The following is a 16647-nucleotide window of genomic DNA, read 5'->3' on the forward strand; positions in this document are numbered from 1 at the left end:
TTCATGTGGTGACCGTCAGGCAGGGACTGTTGCTCCGCGAAACGCACAGGAGCATCTTGCCGGCGGCGCGCTCGGCTGGGCTCAACGAATTGTCACGATGATCGACGTCGCCGTCGCTGACGTGGACCATGCAGGTGCCGCAGAAGCCCTGACGACATGAATAGGGGGCTTTCGGGTTCACACGCAGCACCGCGTCCAGTGCGGTCTGGTCGGCGGCGACATCGATGACCTGACCGGTGCGAGCCAGTTGGATGCGGAAGGGTCGTCCATCGACGACCGGTGCGGCGGAGAAGCGTTCGGCGTGCACTTCCACACCGGGCTCGTTGCGCACACTAGCTGTGATCAGGTCCAGCATCGGGACCGGACCGCAACAGTAGATCGCGTCGCCGCTGCGGACATTCGGCGGGAGAAGATCATTCGCTGCGGGTAGGCCGTATTCGTCGTCGGTGCGGATGGTGACCCGATCACCAAACGGCGACAATTCCTCGAGGAACGGTAGTGTGCGGCGCTCGCGACCGACGTACATCAGCGACCAATCCAGGCCCATGCGCTCCGCCTCGCGGACCATCGGCAGTATCGGTGTGATGCCGATGCCACCCGCCACGAAGTGAACGCGCTTCGCGCGCTCGATTCGCCCGGGTTCGACGAACCCGAATGCGTTGCGTGGACCGCGAACGCCGACGACGGTACCGACTGGCAACTCGTCGTGGACCTCGTTCGATCCGCCGCCACCATCAGGAATCCGGCGTACCGCGATCCGGTAGCAGCGTCGATCGGCGGGATCGCCGCACAGCGAGTACTGACGTACCCGTCCCGAGGGCAGGTACAGGTCGAGGTGTGCCCCGGGATACCACCGTTCGAGGTCGCTGCCGTCAGGTGCTCGCAGTTCGAGACTGACCACGTCGTTGTCGGTGGCCACCGTCGTGCGCTCCGACACCGTGAGCGTTGTCTTGTACTCGTCGATCCGGTTTTCCGGTGGCTCGTCGCGATGAATCAAGACCGCCAACTTGACCTGCGTGGAGACCAGGACATCCAGAATGCGCAGAATCGAGTCGCGGCGCTTGCCGCGACGTAGGTCGACCGGGATCTCGCGGGGGGCCGGCCACCGCTGTGTGAGCTCGGGCGCGTTGGGTGTCATGTGTTGACCCGCTTGGCCGCTGGCGATTGTGCGACGTAGGCGAGGGCCTGGGCGGTGGACCCCACACTGTCGGGGTGAAATCCCGGCACGAACGTCGACACACCGCTCCAGAACCATTTCGATACACCAGGCACCAGTCCGCGGCGTCCGGCGCGGACGAATTCCAGTAGCAATCGTGGATAACCGATGTTCGGCGTGTTGGGGTCGTTGCGACTCAGATACATCGCAGCACGGAGCAACCACCCCAAAAAGATTGGCCACGTGATGATCATGGAGATACAGCGGCGAAAGTAGCCGACTCCGAAGTACGTGGCGACCTCGTGTGCCACGGCACGATGCTCGACCTCTTCGGCCCCATGCCACCGATAGAGGTCAAGCATCTGCGGATCCGCGCCGAATTTCTCCAAGTCCGCGTTCAACGCCCAGTCGCCCACGAACGCGAACATATGCTCCGAAGACGCGCAAATCCCGAGACGCTCGATCAGACGCTGCCGGATGGCCCGCGGATCGGAGTCGTCACCGACGCCCAAAGTGCTACGGAAGAAATACTGCATCTGGCGGTTGAACGGGGCCGGGTCGATCCCGTGCCGTGTGAACACCTGATTCATGACCTCGTCATGCGCCTCTGCGTGCAGCAGTTCTTGACCCATGAAACCGAGCATGTCCTCGCGAAGCTTCTCGTCGTGCACGTCCGGGAGGGCCTGCTCGAAGGCCTGGATCATCATCCGTTCGCCCTCCGGGATGACGAGGTTCATCGAGCTGAGGAGGTATGAGGCGATCGGCTCGTTCGGCAACCACACCAAAGGCGCTTTCTCCCAGTCGAAATCGACTCGCCGCGGACGGATCGCTACCCGGCCGGGCGGTGCGATCGGACTCTGTGTCAGTCCACTCGTAATTCGCATGACCACTCCTCGTTCATAAGTACGCAACAGTACTTATGAATGAGCATGGCGATCTACCCTTGGCTTGTCAACACCGGACTACGAAGGGTTGGACGAGAGATCCAGTACCCGTTCAAGGAAGGACATGATCGGCGCATGAAGATTCATGTACGAATTCGACCCGTCAACCACCTGGCGGTAGAACAACTCGTTGCAACCGCCGATCGCCGCGAGAAACACTTCACGCTCCGGGGCTTCTGAAGACTTGGACGAGTAGCCGACGAGCAATGCATCGGCGAGCAGTTCCACGTACTCGTTGCGCTTCGCCACCCCGGCCGGGCCGGCCACAGGTAGGTCCACCACCCAGGCTCGCACGAACTCCGGTTCGGACGAACACGTCTCGAGATACTTCTCGATGACAGCCGAAAGCTGTTCGCGTAGAGATAAATTGGCGGTCGAGCTTTGTGTCGAGGTGATGTTGGCGACGATCACCTCGATGCCGGCGTCGATCGCCGCGATCAAGCACGCTTCTTTGCTCTCGAACTGCTTGTAGAAAGCTTGGCGAGACACCCTGGCACGCCCGACGACATCGGCGATCGTGGTCGAGGCGATCCCCTTCTCCGCCGTCGACGAGATCACCGCACGCAGAATGCGATCGCGTTGCGCGTCTTGGACCTCGTCCACAGCCAGTCGGCCGCGGCCACGCGGCAACCCGGGGAGGTCACGATCGAACGATCCAGCCAGCCTGCGCATACCGAAATCGTAGCCCGCCTGGCGCCATCGGTTCTCTCGCTCACCACGTCTGTGGACCAACAGCCATGCGAGTGGACCGATGTCGAGTGGAATTGCCCCCGTGGTGCTCTGAGGCAATCTCCCATCGCGACACGGTTGCGTCCAGTTCGTCGTTTCTCCGTGGTGGGGCTGCTCCCTGTGACGAGTCCAGCCGTGGTGCGGCGGAGGGCATCGAAAAGCCTCCTGCATCGACGAAGGCCGTCCGCTGTATTGCATGGTCGTGGAGTGTTGCCTCGTGGAGTGTGAGCACGGGTGTGACACAAGCGTTCAGGCCGTCGAAGACCTCGACCCAGGCGTCGCGATCGTGTGTGGCGAAGGTTCTGCCGAAGCGTTCGGACAAGTCGTCCCAGTTCGATTGGTCCCAGCGATTCGGCAACGAGGCGGGATCCAATCCGAGTCCGAACACGAAGCGGTCGTAGTACACGTCTTCGAGGGCCCCTACCGCCATGTACCTGTGGTCTGCGCACTCGTACGCGCGGTAGAACGGGGCAGATCCGTCGAGGAGGTTGGTTCCACGACGGGCTGACCAGCGGCCGGCATGCTGCCACGATCGGACGAGCGCAGTCAACGAACTGGCGCCGTCGACCATCGCTGTATCCACCACCTGGCCTCGGCCAGTGCGTTCTCTTTCGTGCAGCGCGGCAAGTACTCCTACGAGCAGGAACATCGATCCGCCGCCGAAGTTCCCGACGTAGTTCAGCGGCGGTGACGGCGGCCCGGAAGCCGGTCCGAGCTGTTCGAGCGCGCCCGAAAGCGCAAGGTAGTTCAGGTCGTGCCCGGCTTCTCGGGCCATCGGTCCCTTCTGGCCCCAGCCACTCATTCGGCCGTAGATCAGCCTCGGATTGTCCTGCAGGCAGATCTCGGAGCCCAGGCCGAGCTTCTCCATCGTGCCGGGCCGAGAGCCCTCCATCAGGACGTCCGCTCGGCCGATCAGCCTGCGCACCTTGGCGAGATCTTCGGTCTTGGTCAGATCTGCAGTGAGTTCGGTCCGCCCTCGGAGCATCCCCGCATTCGCATCGTCGATTCCGTCATCTGCTCCCATCGAGATGGGGCGCACGATGCGCACGACATCGGCGCCAAGATCTGCCAACATCAGACCGGCGTGCAGTAGCGGCCCTATGGCCTCCATTTCAATGACCCGGATACCCGACAGCGGCCCGCCGTGCACTCCGCCGGTGGCTTCGTCCTGCATGATCACCCTCGCGCGGTCGGAGTCGGGACCGACTCGGAGCGTGCCGGCTCGGTACGAAAATCTGCCGGGTCGACTCGGTAGGTCATGGCCCAGTAGTCGTTGATCCGCCATGGAAGGACCGACACGACGCGACCGTCCGGGTTTCGGTACCAGTTCTCCATTGCCGGATGGGTCCAGACCATCTGTGCGTGCTGTCGGTCGACGGCCTCGTTGTATCGATCGTTGACCTCGGCCCGGCACTCCATCGCGCCGAGGTTTTCCGATTGCATCAACTTCAAGGCATCCATGATGTAGCGGACCTGACATTCCAGGATCGTGATGAAGCTCCCCCCATGTCCCAGGCCGGTGTTCGGTCCGGTCATGACGAAGAAATTGGGGAAGTCAGGAACTGTGATTCCCAGGTAGGCGCGCGCGTCGTGCTCGCCCCAGATTTCTCCGGTGGACCGGCCGGATCGACCGACGATGTCCATCGGGTAAAGAACGCGCACACTGTGGAAACCCGTCGCCATGACAATGACGTCCAGCTGGTGCTCGACGCCGTTCGTGTCGACGAGTCCAGAAGGTGTCAGGGCGTCGACTCCGTGGGGCACCAGTGTGACGTCGGGCTTACGAAGCATCGTGAACCAGCCATTGTCCAGCAGCATTCGCTTACCAAAGGGCGGATAGTCCGGAAGAGATGCCTCGATCAGATCTGTTCGATCACCCAGCTGATCGCGGAGATAGCGTTCGTAGAACTTGCGATGACCATGGTTGGTTGCATTGATCGAGGCGCTCGGCTCTGGCCAGTTGGGGTCGACCTGGAGGGACGAGTACACCTTGTCGTTGAAGATCCACGACAGACGCGCCCGGTACCACTCGCGATAGCCGGGGATGTTGTCCATCAGCCAATGGACGCCGTCGTCGATGGTCGTGAAGTAGTCGTCGTTCGGTGCGATCCACTGTGGTGAGCGCTGGAAGATCGTCAGCGACCCGACACGATCCGCGATGGCCGGACCGATCTGCATAGCACTGGCTCCGGTACCGACGATGCCCACTCGCTTTCCGCGGAGCGACTCGGGATCGTCGAGCTCGTTCGGCCACTCGGCGGAGTGGAAGAGGCGACCACGGAAGGTCTCGATTCCCGGTAGATGCGGGATCTTCGGACGATTGAGCAGACCGACCGCGCTGATCAGGATGGGAGCCTCGAGGGTCTCCGGCGACTCGCCCGGTCGCTGGACGGACACACGCCAACTCTGTTTCGACTCCTCGAACTCGGCGCGCGTCACCTCATGACGGAAGCGGACATTGCGCCGGATGTCGTTGGCCTCCGCAAAGTCCTCGAGATATCCCTGAACCTCGTCGCGCTTGCCGAAGTGGGTCGACCAGTTACGAGGGAACGACGAGATCGAGTAAAGGTGGCTCGGTGTATCAACTCCTGCGCCCGGATAGCGGTTCTCCCACCATGATCCGCCGACGTCGTCGTTCTTCTCCAGGATCACGTGAGGGATCCCAGCGCGGCTGAGCTCGACGGAGGCCAGCATCCCCGCGATGCCGGCGCCGATCACGATGGCGTGGAGTCGCTCGTCGCACTCGGCGGTGGCAGGCTTGATCTGCGGACCATTGACTATCTCCGCCATCATCGGCGCGAAGTCCGGCGGTACGGTCTCGCTGCAGGTGAAGTTGAGGATTCGCTCTACTTCCGAGCTGTCCAGCGTCCGCCGGGACGGCTCGTCCAGCGTCCACCAGCGTTCCACTGCGTCGATCAACGCGCTCCGGATTTCGGACTGAACCTCCTCCGGAAGTCCTCCCGTGGAATTGTCATCCATGCCCCGACTGCGCGTGGGTTGATAGCGGGGTGCCACCCACCGCTCATCGGCGGTCAGCTCCAGCAACACGGCGAGCATGGTCGGAACATTGCCCCGTAACACCGCCGAACGCAGGTGGTCACGGTCCAGGTCAGTGACGATAGTCATGTCATGCAGGCTAACAGCCGTTAGCGACACAACCAAGTGTGATTTCGATATCCCCATTGTTGCTTGGAAACTCTGCTTGACCCGCGTGGATGCCGATGACAGTATGAGCCACATCATACTAACCGCGGTAAGCATTCAGGAAGTTGAGGAACCATGGATCTGTCGACAAGTGTCGAATCGGATGCCACTGATGTGCGACGGAGTTCAGGTCCGCTTGTCCGATCCCTCACAGCGACCCAGTCGTCACCGATAGGGCGAGCGACGTTGGGCGACCAGCTACGCCGCCACTCGCAGAGTCGATACTCGAAGCCGGCGATCGTGTCGTATGCCCCAGGTGGTCGACGCACCGTGACCACCTACGGTGCGCTCAATCAGGATGCCAACCGGGCATCCCACATGTTCCTCGGACTCGGTGTTTCCCGCGGTGACCGGGTCGCCGTGATGGCCCGCAATCGCGTGGAGTCGATAGTCGCCTACTACGGTGCTCTCAAAATAGGGGCGGTGTACTCCGGCATCAATGTCCTTTTCGGGCCGAACGAAGTGGCTCAACAGATCGGGCACCTCGAGCCCGCGGTTGTGGTCGTGGCCGCGGAATTCCTGCCGGTACTGGAAGTAGCGCTGGCGGGACTCGGTACCCGCCCCGAAATCGTTGTTCTCGACAGCACGGACGAGTTCGGCGGCCACTGCTTCGATCAACTCCTCGAGTCCTCGTCGCCGACAGAGCCGGATTGCGATGTCGACGAGCACGATCTCGCAATGATCGTGTACACCAGTGGAACCGAGGCGGCTCCGAAGGGCGTCATGCTGCCGCATCGCAACTACCTGGTCTCCACTGCACCTGCGTACACATGGGGACTGCGATGCCTGGACGATGACGTCTGGCTCTACGTCATGCCATTCCACACTATTGCCGGAATCGGCTCCCTGACCTCGCTCCTGCTATTGGGAGCGACGCTCGTGCTCCCGGCCAGCCTCGCGCCTGCCGACGCTTTGCACATGATCAAAGCGGAGCAGATCACCGTCCTGGCTCAAACCCCGACGTTCTTCATCTCGCTCGCAGATCATCCTGACTTCGGTCCTGAGACTGTCGGGACCATCCAGCGCTGCCTGACCTATGGAGGTCAGGTCTCGCCGCGAACGGTGGACGCATGGCACCACGCGGCGCCCGCATCGGTGTGGGGCACCTACTGGGGTCAGTCCGAGTTGACGCAGTTGGGCTCCGTCGGCTGGTTCAAGCGACTCGAGGACATTCCCGATCAGGATCCGACCTGGATCGGCAAGCCTGTAGGCCATCTCGAGGTCAAGGTGGTCGATGCCGACGGAAATGAAGCAGAGCGAGGTGAACTCCTCTGTCGCACGCCGTCGGTGATGCTGGGTTACTACAAGGATCCCGAGAAGACCGCCGCTGTCCTCGACGGTGGTTGGGTCCACACCGGCGACATCGTACGTCGCGATTCGGAGGGCAACATGTTCTTCCTCGATCGCAGCAAGGACATGATCAAGACGGGCGGCTACAACGTGTCCTCGCAGGAGGTCGAGCGCGTACTACAAGCCCACCCCGAGGTGTCGCGCGCCGCCGTCGTGGGACTTCCGGACGAATACTGGTCCGAGGCGGTCACAGGCTTCGTCATCGTCATAGACGGCAGCGACCTCACCGGCCAGGAGTTGCGAGACCACTGCAAGACCGTGCTCGCAGGCTATAAGGTTCCAAAGGCGATCAAGATTGTGGATGAGCTGCCCACGGACCCTCAGGGGAAGCTGCTCAAGAGAGAACTACGCCGCCTGTATGCAAAGGACTGAAACGCTGAACATCGATCCTGCCAGCAGCGCGACACCCGGATCCGGTCGACCACGGCTTGAAGGGCTTCCAAGCAGACGTGACGACATACTGGCCGCGGCGGCCGAATACTTCGCTGATCAGGGCTACCACTCGGCAGGCATGCGTGGCATCGCAGATTCGGTGGGAATCAAGGGCGCGAGCCTCTACAACCACTTCACCTCGAAAGAGGAGATCCTCTACGCGATCGCGCTCAAGATGACCCGGGACCCGGTCGAGGAGCATCTACTTGTCCTCGACGAGACTGGAACTCCGGTCGAGCGACTCACCTCGCTGATCGATGTTCATCTGCGGTATTTGGCGATGAACAGGGTCGAGCATCTGGTAAGCCTACGAGAGATCTCGGCGCTTACCGACGAACACCGTATGAGGGTGCTCGAGTACCGCAAGTACTACCAGAGGCGTGTGCGCGATGTGATTGCTGCCGGGGTCCGCGCCGGAGAGTTCGAGATCGCCGACCCACAGCGTGCGGCTGTTGCGGTGCTCGACCTCATGAATGGCGTGAGCTGGTGGCTTCGAGACGACCACGATATCGAGGCGCTGGTGGCAACCTACGTGGATTACATCGTCGTCGGAATTCTCCGTCACCGTCCCGGAACGCAGAGTGGTAACGGCGGTACGCCCAGCTGACGGTTACGCCCGTTCAGCCCGAAAACAAGTGATCCCCCTCCACCCGACGTGGAGGGGGATCACTTGTTTTCGAGCTCGATCAGAGTGCCCGCCGCAACAAAGGAACCAAAGCATCCGGATTCGCGATGGGGTTCGGGTTGGTCCCGCACCAGATGTCCTTGAACGTGTACGTAGCCAGACTGGGGAGGTCGTTTTCGGTCAGCCCGACTTCTCCCAGCGATCTCGGCATGCCGAGCCGCCGAATGAGCGAGTCCGCCAACTCGTGTGCGGGCGTTTGCGGCGCACCCAAGGACGCACTGATCAGCGCCTGGCGATGCTCGTTGACTTCGCGGTTGTACTCGAGCGCGAAGGGCGCCATGACGCAGGAGGTGTACCCGTGTGGGACGTTGAACGAGCCGCCGAGTGCATGCCCGACGGCATGGCTGACGCCCATGTCGAGGCCTGCGACGATCGCGACCATTGACGACCACGCACCAACCTGACACATCAGCCGCGCATCCACGTCGTCGGTGTTCTCCTTCACTCGGACGAGTCCTTCGGAGAGCAGTCGTATGGCGTTCATCGCCATCCCGTCGTAGTACCCGTTCGATTCGAGCGAGCCCAGGGTCTCGAAGGCGTGGTCCAGTGCGCGAACCCCGGTCGACAGCCACAGCCACTCCGGAGTGTGCAGCGTGAGTGCAGGATCGAGGATGACAGCCTTCGGGGTCATCGCCGGGTGCAAGTAACCCTCTTTGACGTTGCTCGTCTCATCCGTCGACCCGGCCAACGCGTTGAACTCACCTCCCGCCAGGGTCGTGGGCGCCACCACTACCGGGATCTTCGGGGCGGAGAAGGTGGGGGCGGTCACCGATGTGTCGGGATTGACCTGCAGGTGGTAGGCGTCCATTTGTGATGCTTCGCGAACTCCGTGCTCCAGAGTGATTGCAAGGATCTTCGCCAGGTCCGTCGCCGATCCGCCGCCCACGCACAACAGCATGTCCGGATCGGCGTCGGCAGCAACTCGGGTGGCAGCAATGACGTCTTCGCGCGGTACATGAGGTCGAACCGCATCGAACAGTCCCACGAATCGATCACCCAATGCCTCGATCACCCGAGCGATCTCGTCGGTCTGCGAGTTGAGCGTCCCGCTACATACGACGAAGACTCGGTTCGCCCCGAGCAACTCTGCTTCCTGGGCCGCGGCCTCCGCGACCGGAGCGCCAATGCGGACTCTCTCCATGGACGGCAGAGAGACAAGTGATGACTGCACGGCAATACCATCTTTCTTTCTTGATCCTCAATCCACCACGACGTCGTCAAGAGCGCTCAGCTCTCGCTCGGTCTGTTCAGGAGTGGGATAGAGCGTGGATCCGGCGCTGGGAAATGTCTCGCACCCCGTCGCAGGCTAACGACGGTTACCCTATAGGAAATTTGTGGCGCACGCCACAATCGATTGTGTGCTTGGCTGGCGAAACCACGGGGCGAGGTGAGTTCATGGACGACATTGCAGGCTTGATCTGCATCTATCTATAAATCACCGCGGCTTAGATGAAGAGCGCCGTTGCATCTCCAGCGCCAGACAAGGGTCGGTTACGGTGGATTCGATCCGCAAATTATCGAACTACCTAACCGTTGGTTGTCTGTTTCTGGAACCAATTGCGTGATGGCGCGAGGGTTGAGTACTGGGATGATGTAGCCATCACTGACACTCTGGTGACGGACGCCGAATCCAGTGCGGCACCCTTCCCGACACTCAGGTGCATGGTGTCGACGGCGCGGCATGCATCGACTTCGCCGTGGAGAAACGCCTCGAACTCGCCTTGGTCGGAACAGCGGCACTGAGGTGAACAATTATCGCGAGGCGTGCCGCGGGCCGATCCCGCTGCAAAGAGACTTTGCATATCGGGGACGAAGGTTCTTCTTCCGAGATTCACTCCGCCGAAGCTGACCATTGCAGTCGGTCCGGCAAAGTTAGTCGAGACCCTCTGCTTCTGCTGGGGCTTCGAGACTGGGCATACCCACGGTAAATCCGCTGCTGTCGTACGACGCGAACTGTTTTTTCGACTGGATGGACCGTCAGCTCGAGGACATGATTTCGGGGTTCGATTACCTGCGTATCGAAAGGAGGTGCTGCGTTATCTGCGTGAGCAAGGGGCCCCGAAGAGCAGATCACGATGATGTTGCGTCACTTCGGTTCTAAGAGCGCGGTGTCACATCGGCAACCGCCTTTTCTGCTTGCCGTGCCACCCTCGCCGGAGGCCCTGGTCGTGTCACTCGCCCTCGATCAATGGATCTTCCAGTTCGAGAAGCGCGACCTCGTCCGGATGCAAGTTTTCGTTCGGATCCACGGATCGGGTCAACCGATCGTTCGGACCCAATTCGTCTGGCGCCTGGATGATTTGAAGACCTCGTGCCAAGATCTCGACTCGTCCACGGTTCTCGTTGCTCGTGAGATCTGCTGCGAAAGCAGCAGCTACGGCGTCGCGTGCCAGAGCCTCCGCCAGGTCCCAATCATGGATGTAATCCTCGACCGAAAGGTTCGCTTCTCGCCGGCTCAGCGCGGCCGAAGTGCATCCTTGAAAGTAGAGAGCGACCAACTCCTGAGCACCGTCCCATTCCGCCTCCAGGCCGAGGGCTACCGTGTTCTCCCGCAACGCGGATCGAAGGTCGAGCGCGTCAGCTGCTCTCATCGGGGGTGACGCGCGCACCTTGCTCACGTACTCCTCGAACCCGATCGCGGCGACAGTCCCGACGACATCGATTACTGCGGGCCAATTCGGCCCCAGATGGCTGCCGAGGTCGACGTCCGTGATGGTTGTCGACTCGATGTGTCGGACAAGCGAATCGAGCGAACGATCTGCGTCGTCGTAGAGTCCATCTCGTTGCGCCTGACGAAGCCACTCCGCTTCTGCGACTATCGCATCTCCGGGAATCGAACCGGCGTTCTCGAAAGCTTCATCAATGGATAGCTCAGTACCGACAGCGACTTGGGGCCCCCAAGCCGCTCCGTTGACTCGCAAGAGCTGCGCAGCAGTCTGTACCACGTTCGTCAAACGAACCGACGCGTCAGAAGAGCGACGCAACGTAGCTGCATCGGGCCTCGACGGGATGGGTTCACACGCTGGATTGTGCCGTCCACGTTCCGCTTTCGTGATGGTCTCTTCGATATTCGCAGAGGATGGGCGTGCAGCGAAGACCTTCGATACACCGATAGCACCAGCAGTAGCCACAGCGATGATCAATCCCGCTGCAACGAATTTCGCCCTCCGGGTCGGTACCGCATGCATGCTCTTGATTCCCCTTCGGTGTGCCCCGGACGATGCGAGCGAAATATCGGATTCTATCGCGAACGCTATCGGGCTCGTGGGACTTCAGTATTCGGTCAAGCGCAAGATTGTTGCGGGGATCGTAGCGCCATAGGGACTAGGTGCCTTGAAAGGGTTGTGAGACGACTTCGACGATCGCACAGTCGGGACGGGCGCGCCGGGCTCTCGTCCTTGCTGTATGCAGTCGAAGCCAAGAAATGTCGGGGGACGTAATGGGGGGAGCTGCTGTGGGCCGACGGTGATGTTTTGGTAGCCCCATGGCCACAACGTCGAGTAGATCGTGTTCGGTGCCGATCGAAACCTTGCGGTTGTTACTCTGATGACCGCAAGCAATTCGGAGTACACCTCCTTTCCTCGTCCTGACGTCAATGATCGTCCGGATGCACCCGAAACGATCGAACGGCGATGACAAGCCGCGAGGCGATCGCGAAGAGCTCACCGTCACCGCACGACGCATCGAGGACGAGGTATCGGCGGCATGCGGGTCGACGAGCGCAACGGCAGGGGTCATGCGCGAAGGACTGGCCGACTGTAGCGCTCAGCGGGTTCGGACGTAGTCAGGCGCTGACCGGGTCCAGGAGGCCGGTAAGCCGTCCGGCAATCAGTGCTTCGGCCTCTGTGACAATTCGTTCCACCAATTCACCCACTGTGGGGATGTCGTGAATCAATCCTTGCACAGTCCCAGCCGTCCAGATGCCAGCCTCCTGGTCGCCGCTGTCGAACACCGCTCTGCCCCGCGCACCGGCCACAAGATGTCGAACGTCTTCGAATTTGCCACCACTGGAGAGGATTTCGACAACTTCTTGGCTGATGCTGTTGCGTGCTACCCGTGCGGTATTGCGTAGTGACCTGAAAATCAGTTCCGTGTCGACCTCCGAGGCAGCGACTATCGCCTGCTTGATGTTGTGGTGAATCGGGGACTCCTCGGTACACATGAACCGAGTGCCCATGTTGATGCCGTCGGCGCCAAGCGCCAGGGCGGCCACCAATCCTCGCGCGTCGGCAAATCCACCGGACGCGATCATGGGAATGCTGATCCGCTCTGCTGCTGCAGCGATGAGGACGAGACCCGGTACGTCGTCTTCCCCTGGATGCCCGGCACATTCGAACCCGTCGATGCTGATGCCGTCGACACCGAGGGCCTGGGCTTTGACCGCGTGGCGGACGCTGGTGCACTTGTGGAGAACCTTGATGCCTGCGCCGTGAAAGTGCGGCAGATGGGGCGCGGGAGACGATCCAGCTGTCTCGACGACTTTCACTCCGCAGTCGATGATCACGTTGCGATACTCATCGTAGGGCGGAGGTGTGATCGTCGGGAGGATTGTGAGGTTGACCCCGAAAGATTGATCGGTGAGCTCGCGCGTTCGGGATATTTCTCGGGCAAGATCGTCAGGTGTCGGCTGTGTCAGGGCAGTGAGCATGCCGAGCGCGCCGGCGTTTGCAACTGCCGCTACGAGTTCTGCTCTCCCCACCCATTGCATGCCGCCCTGCACGATTGGGTGACGAACTCCGAACGTCTCGGTAAATGCGGTGGTCAGCACTGGACATCTCCTCGATGGTGCATGGCTATCTGTTTGTCAGTTACGTTGGTGCAAAGTCAATTTCGACCCGAACGGCGCATTCAGCGCGTCGATGTTGTCCACTCGTTCAAGGCCGGAACCTGTGAAAGTTCAGTTCGTGCCATCGGAGGTTCGGCGCGATAGGGCATGGCAGGCGTCAAATACTGTTCGCCATGTTCGTTGGTGCCGGGGATGAAGGTACGGTTCGCAATCACATCGTCGGCGCAAATTACCTGGTCGTAGTCACGCACAACTGCGGCAACCACTCCGGCCGCAGTGAGATGCTCTACCGCTTCCGCGGCGCTACGGTGGCACAGCTGCTTCTCGATCGTGGCGACGAGGTCAACACGGTTTTCCACGCGCAGCGCGTTGGTGGTGAACCGCGGGTCGTCGGCCAACTCGGGTAGGTCGATTGCCTTGCACAGTTCGATCCAGGCTTGCGGTTGGTATCCGCTGATCACCAGCTCGCCGTCGGCGGCGCGAAAGACGTCTGCTGCCGGTGCGACGCTTGGTTGTCCGTTCCCTTTGCGACTCATGGGCTTTCCGGATACCTGCCACTCGATCCAGTTGGCGGTTTGCAAGTGGATTGCGACGTCCAGCAGGGAAACTCGGACGGAGGAGCCCCTGCCGGTGCGTTCGCGCCGCAGTAGCGCTGCCAGTACCGCTTGAGCGACAACGTAGCTCGTTGCATGATCTATGACCGGTGCGCCCACACGTTGTGGTGGGCTATCCGCCTCACCCGTCACCGACATCAGTCCGCTCTCTGCTTGCGCAGCGATGTCGAGCCCCGCGCGGGTGGCGGACGGGCCTTCCGCCCCGTACCCGCTCACCGAGACGGCGATGATTTCCGGTCGCAGGCGTTGGAGTTCGGTAGAGGAGAATCCCAATCGATCGAGGGTTCCCGGGCGAAGATTGTGCAGCAAGATGTCGCTCGATGCGATCAGATCCCGAGCTCGCTGCAGATCGGCGGAGTCTTTGAGGTCGAGGCAGATTGAACGTTTTCCACGGTTGTACCCGTAGAAGATGCCGCGCGCGTAGTCGGCGTCGATTTGTCGGGCCGGTTCACCGCCGGGGGGCTCGAGCTTGATGACCTCGGCACCGAGGTCGGACAACTGCTGCCCGGCGCTGGGTATTGCGATCAGTTGACCGATCTCCACTACTCGGACACCTGCCAACGGCAGGTCTATTTCGTCGGTCATCGAATGATCTCCACATGAGGCGAAGTGACATCCTCAGCGGGCTCCAGGCAGCGCGCCAACAGAATTCCTTCGGTGTGGTTGCAGGGGTTCAGTCGGTTTCTGTCACCTTCTGCTCCCCCGATTCGGATTGTCACGGTTCCATCGTCATTGCGTTCGAAGTGTGCGTCGTTGAGGTTGACGGTGTGGTCGCGGTACTCGAAGGACTCGAACCAGTGGTTGTACAGCATCACTCCGAAGTAGGTGCAGTCCGGGAGAGTGAATGTAATATCCACGGCAGTAGCGTCTTTCAGTGACCACCAGCCGGCAACGTATTGGTTGGAGCTGGTGCCGTAGAAGTCTCCCCATCCTCGCTGCTCCGAGGTCACGCGAATCTCGTTGGGAGACTGACTGAGTGTTTCGATGAGCTGAAGACTGCGTCGAAGGCTCACGTCCATGCCACGAGCAAGTTTCGTGAGGCGCTGGGTCAGCCACGCCGTGTCGAGATCGGGGCGTGCACCAGGCGGCGGACCGAGGCGCTCGATGTGGAGAACAGGATCGATCTCCGTGTTACGCGTCTTGTGATACACACGCACTACTACGTCGAAGCAGCGCTCATCCAGCCGAATGCCGCTGCGCCCCTCAAGTTCTTGTGCGACGAAGATCTCGAAGTTGCCGTCCGCGTCACACACCTTGTCGTCGATGACGATGTTGTCGGCGACCCGGTCGGTCCCAGACGCGCCGACGCGATTGGCGAGGACGGCGACGTACGGCACCGTGCCACGGTTACCGTGAATACGGTATGTCTCGTTGGGGTCGATCATCGCAGTCCAGTAGTCGACGTCGATGCCGTCTCCCCAGAACTTTCGCATCGGTGACATCAGGGTGAAGAGTTCAGGCCGGAGTACGTCTTGGCGCTCGATGTTCATCTCGGCGAGGTATCCGAACAGACGAAGTGCGTGCCGTACACCTTCGGCGCTGTCCAGCGGCGATCCGGTAGCGGCAGCGGTCGAACCGAATGTCGCAAGGCTGTCGGTGACTGCAGACCAAGCCTCGGTGAGCTGCCGGCGATCGTGCTGGGACTCGGATTGTGTTGACTGGTCAGCGAGTTGTGTCATCTTTTCTTCTCTCTCGTGGTAGACGAACTGGATTGTGTATGGGAGGCGTTGGTCAGCAGAGGGGGTCGAAGGGGACATCTGCGTCGGACTTGCCCGAGGTCTGGTTGTTCACCCATGCGACGTTCTGGGTCCATCGGTCGGCTGAAATCTCGACCGGCCAGAGGGTCTTCTGCGAAGCCCACACCTGGTTGGCTTTGTCAGCAGGAACATTCATTCGCTCGGTGAGAAGTTGAGCTCCTGCTTGCTCGTTCGCGGGATCGGCTATCCACCCTGCTGCGGCCTCGAGCGCAGCACACACGGGGGCAGCAGCATCGGATTCAGCGAATGTGGCTGTCGTGACGAGCACCGTGCCCAGGCCGTATGAACTCACGCCGTCAGAGCCCACCGGGTCTACTTCTGTAATCGCCGTCATCGGAATTCCTTGAGCATCGAATACGGCCTGGCTGGCAGCGGTGAGAACGGCGGCATCTATGTCGCCCTTTCGTGCGAGTGGTATCTGACTCGCGGTAGGTGCCGCTGCGATGAATTGCACCGTGGAGGCGTCGATGTTTCTCTCTGCGAGAAGCTGATTGACGAATTGCTCGGCCGCGCCGCCACGTGACGGTATGGCGATCCGCTTGCCGGGCAAATCCTCGATGGTGGTGATGCCGCTGTCTTTCGTCACGGCGATCGCAAGATCGATCGACCCGTAGGGGGACAGTGGCCGCAGACTCTGCCCTTGCTCTATGGCCGGCACGACGGTTCCGGGTGCACCGACCGCGAGATCGGTTGTGCCGCCGATGAGACCGCTGATGAGTTCGGGCCCGTTCTTTCCGTCGATGAGCTCGACGTGGAGGCCTTCCTTGTCGAACATTCCTTGTTGGACAGCGACGTAGACAGGCAGGGACAAAGCACTCGCAGGGTAGACCCCGATGGCGACGCTACCGTCGTTCGGACGCCCTCCCCCTCCACACGCGGAAAGCAGTAGGGCCGCTGCAATGACTGTGCCGACAAAAGGTCGAAGTTTCATGGGATTCCTGTTCCTTGATGGCTGGGCGCATCAGAAATCAAGCTGAGTTGGCTGGGCAC

General features: G+C 61.1%; 14 protein-coding genes. 3 read left to right on the forward strand and 11 right to left on the reverse strand.

Annotated elements, in window-relative coordinates; translation table 11 throughout:
* Position 1 precedes the first annotated feature (1 nt).
* The 5 genes from G4D79_RS06300 to G4D79_RS06320 form a co-directional block, all read right to left on the reverse strand.
* Positions 2 to 1138, reverse strand: a complete 1137-nt coding sequence (locus G4D79_RS06300; RefSeq protein ID WP_064445145.1) for a PDR/VanB family oxidoreductase — start codon at positions 1136 to 1138, stop codon at positions 2 to 4.
* Positions 1135 to 2040 carry a metal-dependent hydrolase gene (locus G4D79_RS06305; protein WP_099698646.1) on the reverse strand — a complete coding sequence of 302 codons (906 nt, stop codon included), beginning with the start codon at positions 2038 to 2040 and terminating at the stop codon, positions 1135 to 1137. Before G4D79_RS06305 ends, G4D79_RS06300 begins: the two co-directional genes overlap by 4 nt.
* Before the next feature lie 78 nt (positions 2041 to 2118).
* Positions 2119 to 2772 carry a TetR/AcrR family transcriptional regulator gene (locus tag G4D79_RS06310; RefSeq protein ID WP_099698645.1) on the reverse strand — a complete coding sequence of 218 codons (654 nt, stop codon included), beginning with the start codon at positions 2770 to 2772 and terminating at the stop codon, positions 2119 to 2121.
* A 40-nt stretch (positions 2773 to 2812) separates the two neighbouring features.
* Positions 2813 to 4003: a CaiB/BaiF CoA-transferase family protein gene (locus tag G4D79_RS06315; protein WP_099698647.1), complete on the reverse strand. Its 1191-nt coding sequence runs from the start codon at positions 4001 to 4003 to the stop codon at positions 2813 to 2815.
* A 2-nt stretch (positions 4004 to 4005) separates the two neighbouring features.
* A complete protein-coding gene (locus G4D79_RS06320; RefSeq protein ID WP_180279678.1) occupies positions 4006 to 5955 on the reverse strand; it encodes an NAD(P)/FAD-dependent oxidoreductase in 1950 nt (649 codons plus the stop codon).
* 153 nt (positions 5956 to 6108) lie between these two features.
* Between G4D79_RS06320 and G4D79_RS06325 the strand changes: the two genes are divergently transcribed.
* Positions 6109 to 7755, forward strand: a complete 1647-nt coding sequence (locus G4D79_RS06325; protein ID WP_235867985.1) for a class I adenylate-forming enzyme family protein — start codon at positions 6109 to 6111, stop codon at positions 7753 to 7755.
* Positions 7742 to 8422, forward strand: a complete 681-nt coding sequence (locus tag G4D79_RS06330) for a TetR/AcrR family transcriptional regulator (protein WP_007735574.1) — start codon at positions 7742 to 7744, stop codon at positions 8420 to 8422. The genes G4D79_RS06325 and G4D79_RS06330 overlap by 14 nt, the downstream gene beginning before the upstream one ends.
* A gap of 79 nt (positions 8423 to 8501) precedes the next feature.
* Here G4D79_RS06330 and G4D79_RS06335 read toward each other — a convergent pair whose 3' ends face one another.
* Complete coding sequence (locus tag G4D79_RS06335; RefSeq protein WP_024487884.1) at positions 8502 to 9671, reverse strand: iron-containing alcohol dehydrogenase; 1170 nt, start codon at positions 9669 to 9671, stop codon at positions 8502 to 8504.
* A 1000-nt stretch (positions 9672 to 10671) separates the two neighbouring features.
* A complete protein-coding gene (locus G4D79_RS06340; RefSeq protein WP_099697252.1) occupies positions 10672 to 11688 on the reverse strand; it encodes a hypothetical protein in 1017 nt (338 codons plus the stop codon).
* 419 nt (positions 11689 to 12107) lie between these two features.
* Between G4D79_RS06340 and G4D79_RS06345 the strand changes: the two genes are divergently transcribed.
* Positions 12108 to 12284 (forward strand): hypothetical protein, encoded by a 177-nt coding sequence (locus G4D79_RS06345; protein ID WP_156511704.1) that lies wholly within the window; start codon positions 12108 to 12110, stop codon positions 12282 to 12284.
* Here G4D79_RS06345 and G4D79_RS06350 read toward each other — a convergent pair whose 3' ends face one another.
* From G4D79_RS06350 to G4D79_RS06365, 4 genes are all read right to left on the reverse strand, one after another.
* Positions 12285 to 13268, reverse strand: a complete 984-nt coding sequence (locus G4D79_RS06350) for a nitronate monooxygenase family protein (protein ID WP_099697251.1) — start codon at positions 13266 to 13268, stop codon at positions 12285 to 12287.
* Positions 13269 to 13348: 80 nt separating this feature from the next.
* Positions 13349 to 14485, reverse strand: a complete 1137-nt coding sequence (locus G4D79_RS06355) for a CaiB/BaiF CoA-transferase family protein (RefSeq protein WP_099697250.1) — start codon at positions 14483 to 14485, stop codon at positions 13349 to 13351.
* On the reverse strand, positions 14482 to 15579 hold the full coding sequence (locus G4D79_RS06360; protein WP_030537153.1) for a hypothetical protein: 1098 nt from the start codon (positions 15577 to 15579) through the stop codon (positions 14482 to 14484). Before G4D79_RS06360 ends, G4D79_RS06355 begins: the two co-directional genes overlap by 4 nt.
* Positions 15580 to 15631: 52 nt before the next feature.
* Positions 15632 to 16588 (reverse strand): ABC transporter substrate-binding protein, encoded by a 957-nt coding sequence (locus G4D79_RS06365; RefSeq protein WP_030537154.1) that lies wholly within the window; start codon positions 16586 to 16588, stop codon positions 15632 to 15634.
* Positions 16589 to 16647 lie beyond the last annotated feature (59 nt).

This window comes from Rhodococcus sp. WY5, assembly GCF_018588185.1.
Classification (GTDB): Bacteria; Actinomycetota; Actinomycetes; order Mycobacteriales; family Mycobacteriaceae; genus Rhodococcus_F; species Rhodococcus_F qingshengii.

Coding starts and splice junctions, on each gene's coding strand:
- G4D79_RS06355 (WP_099697250.1), bottom strand. CDS start 14,485: ATGACCGACGAAATAGACCTGCCGTTGGCAGGTGTCCGAGTAGTGGAG.
- G4D79_RS06330 (WP_007735574.1), top strand. CDS start 7,742: ATGCAAAGGACTGAAACGCTGAACATCGATCCTGCCAGCAGCGCGACA.
- G4D79_RS06360 (WP_030537153.1), bottom strand. CDS start 15,579: ATGACACAACTCGCTGACCAGTCAACACAATCCGAGTCCCAGCACGAT.
- G4D79_RS06340 (WP_099697252.1), bottom strand. CDS start 11,688: ATGCATGCGGTACCGACCCGGAGGGCGAAATTCGTTGCAGCGGGATTG.
- G4D79_RS06365 (WP_030537154.1), bottom strand. CDS start 16,588: ATGAAACTTCGACCTTTTGTCGGCACAGTCATTGCAGCGGCCCTACTG.
- G4D79_RS06300 (WP_064445145.1), bottom strand. CDS start 1,138: ATGACACCCAACGCGCCCGAGCTCACACAGCGGTGGCCGGCCCCCCGC.
- G4D79_RS06305 (WP_099698646.1), bottom strand. CDS start 2,040: ATGCGAATTACGAGTGGACTGACACAGAGTCCGATCGCACCGCCCGGC.
- G4D79_RS06345 (WP_156511704.1), top strand. CDS start 12,108: ATGCACCCGAAACGATCGAACGGCGATGACAAGCCGCGAGGCGATCGC.
- G4D79_RS06320 (WP_180279678.1), bottom strand. CDS start 5,955: ATGACTATCGTCACTGACCTGGACCGTGACCACCTGCGTTCGGCGGTG.
- G4D79_RS06325 (WP_235867985.1), top strand. CDS start 6,109: ATGGATCTGTCGACAAGTGTCGAATCGGATGCCACTGATGTGCGACGG.
- G4D79_RS06310 (WP_099698645.1), bottom strand. CDS start 2,772: ATGCGCAGGCTGGCTGGATCGTTCGATCGTGACCTCCCCGGGTTGCCG.
- G4D79_RS06315 (WP_099698647.1), bottom strand. CDS start 4,003: ATGCAGGACGAAGCCACCGGCGGAGTGCACGGCGGGCCGCTGTCGGGT.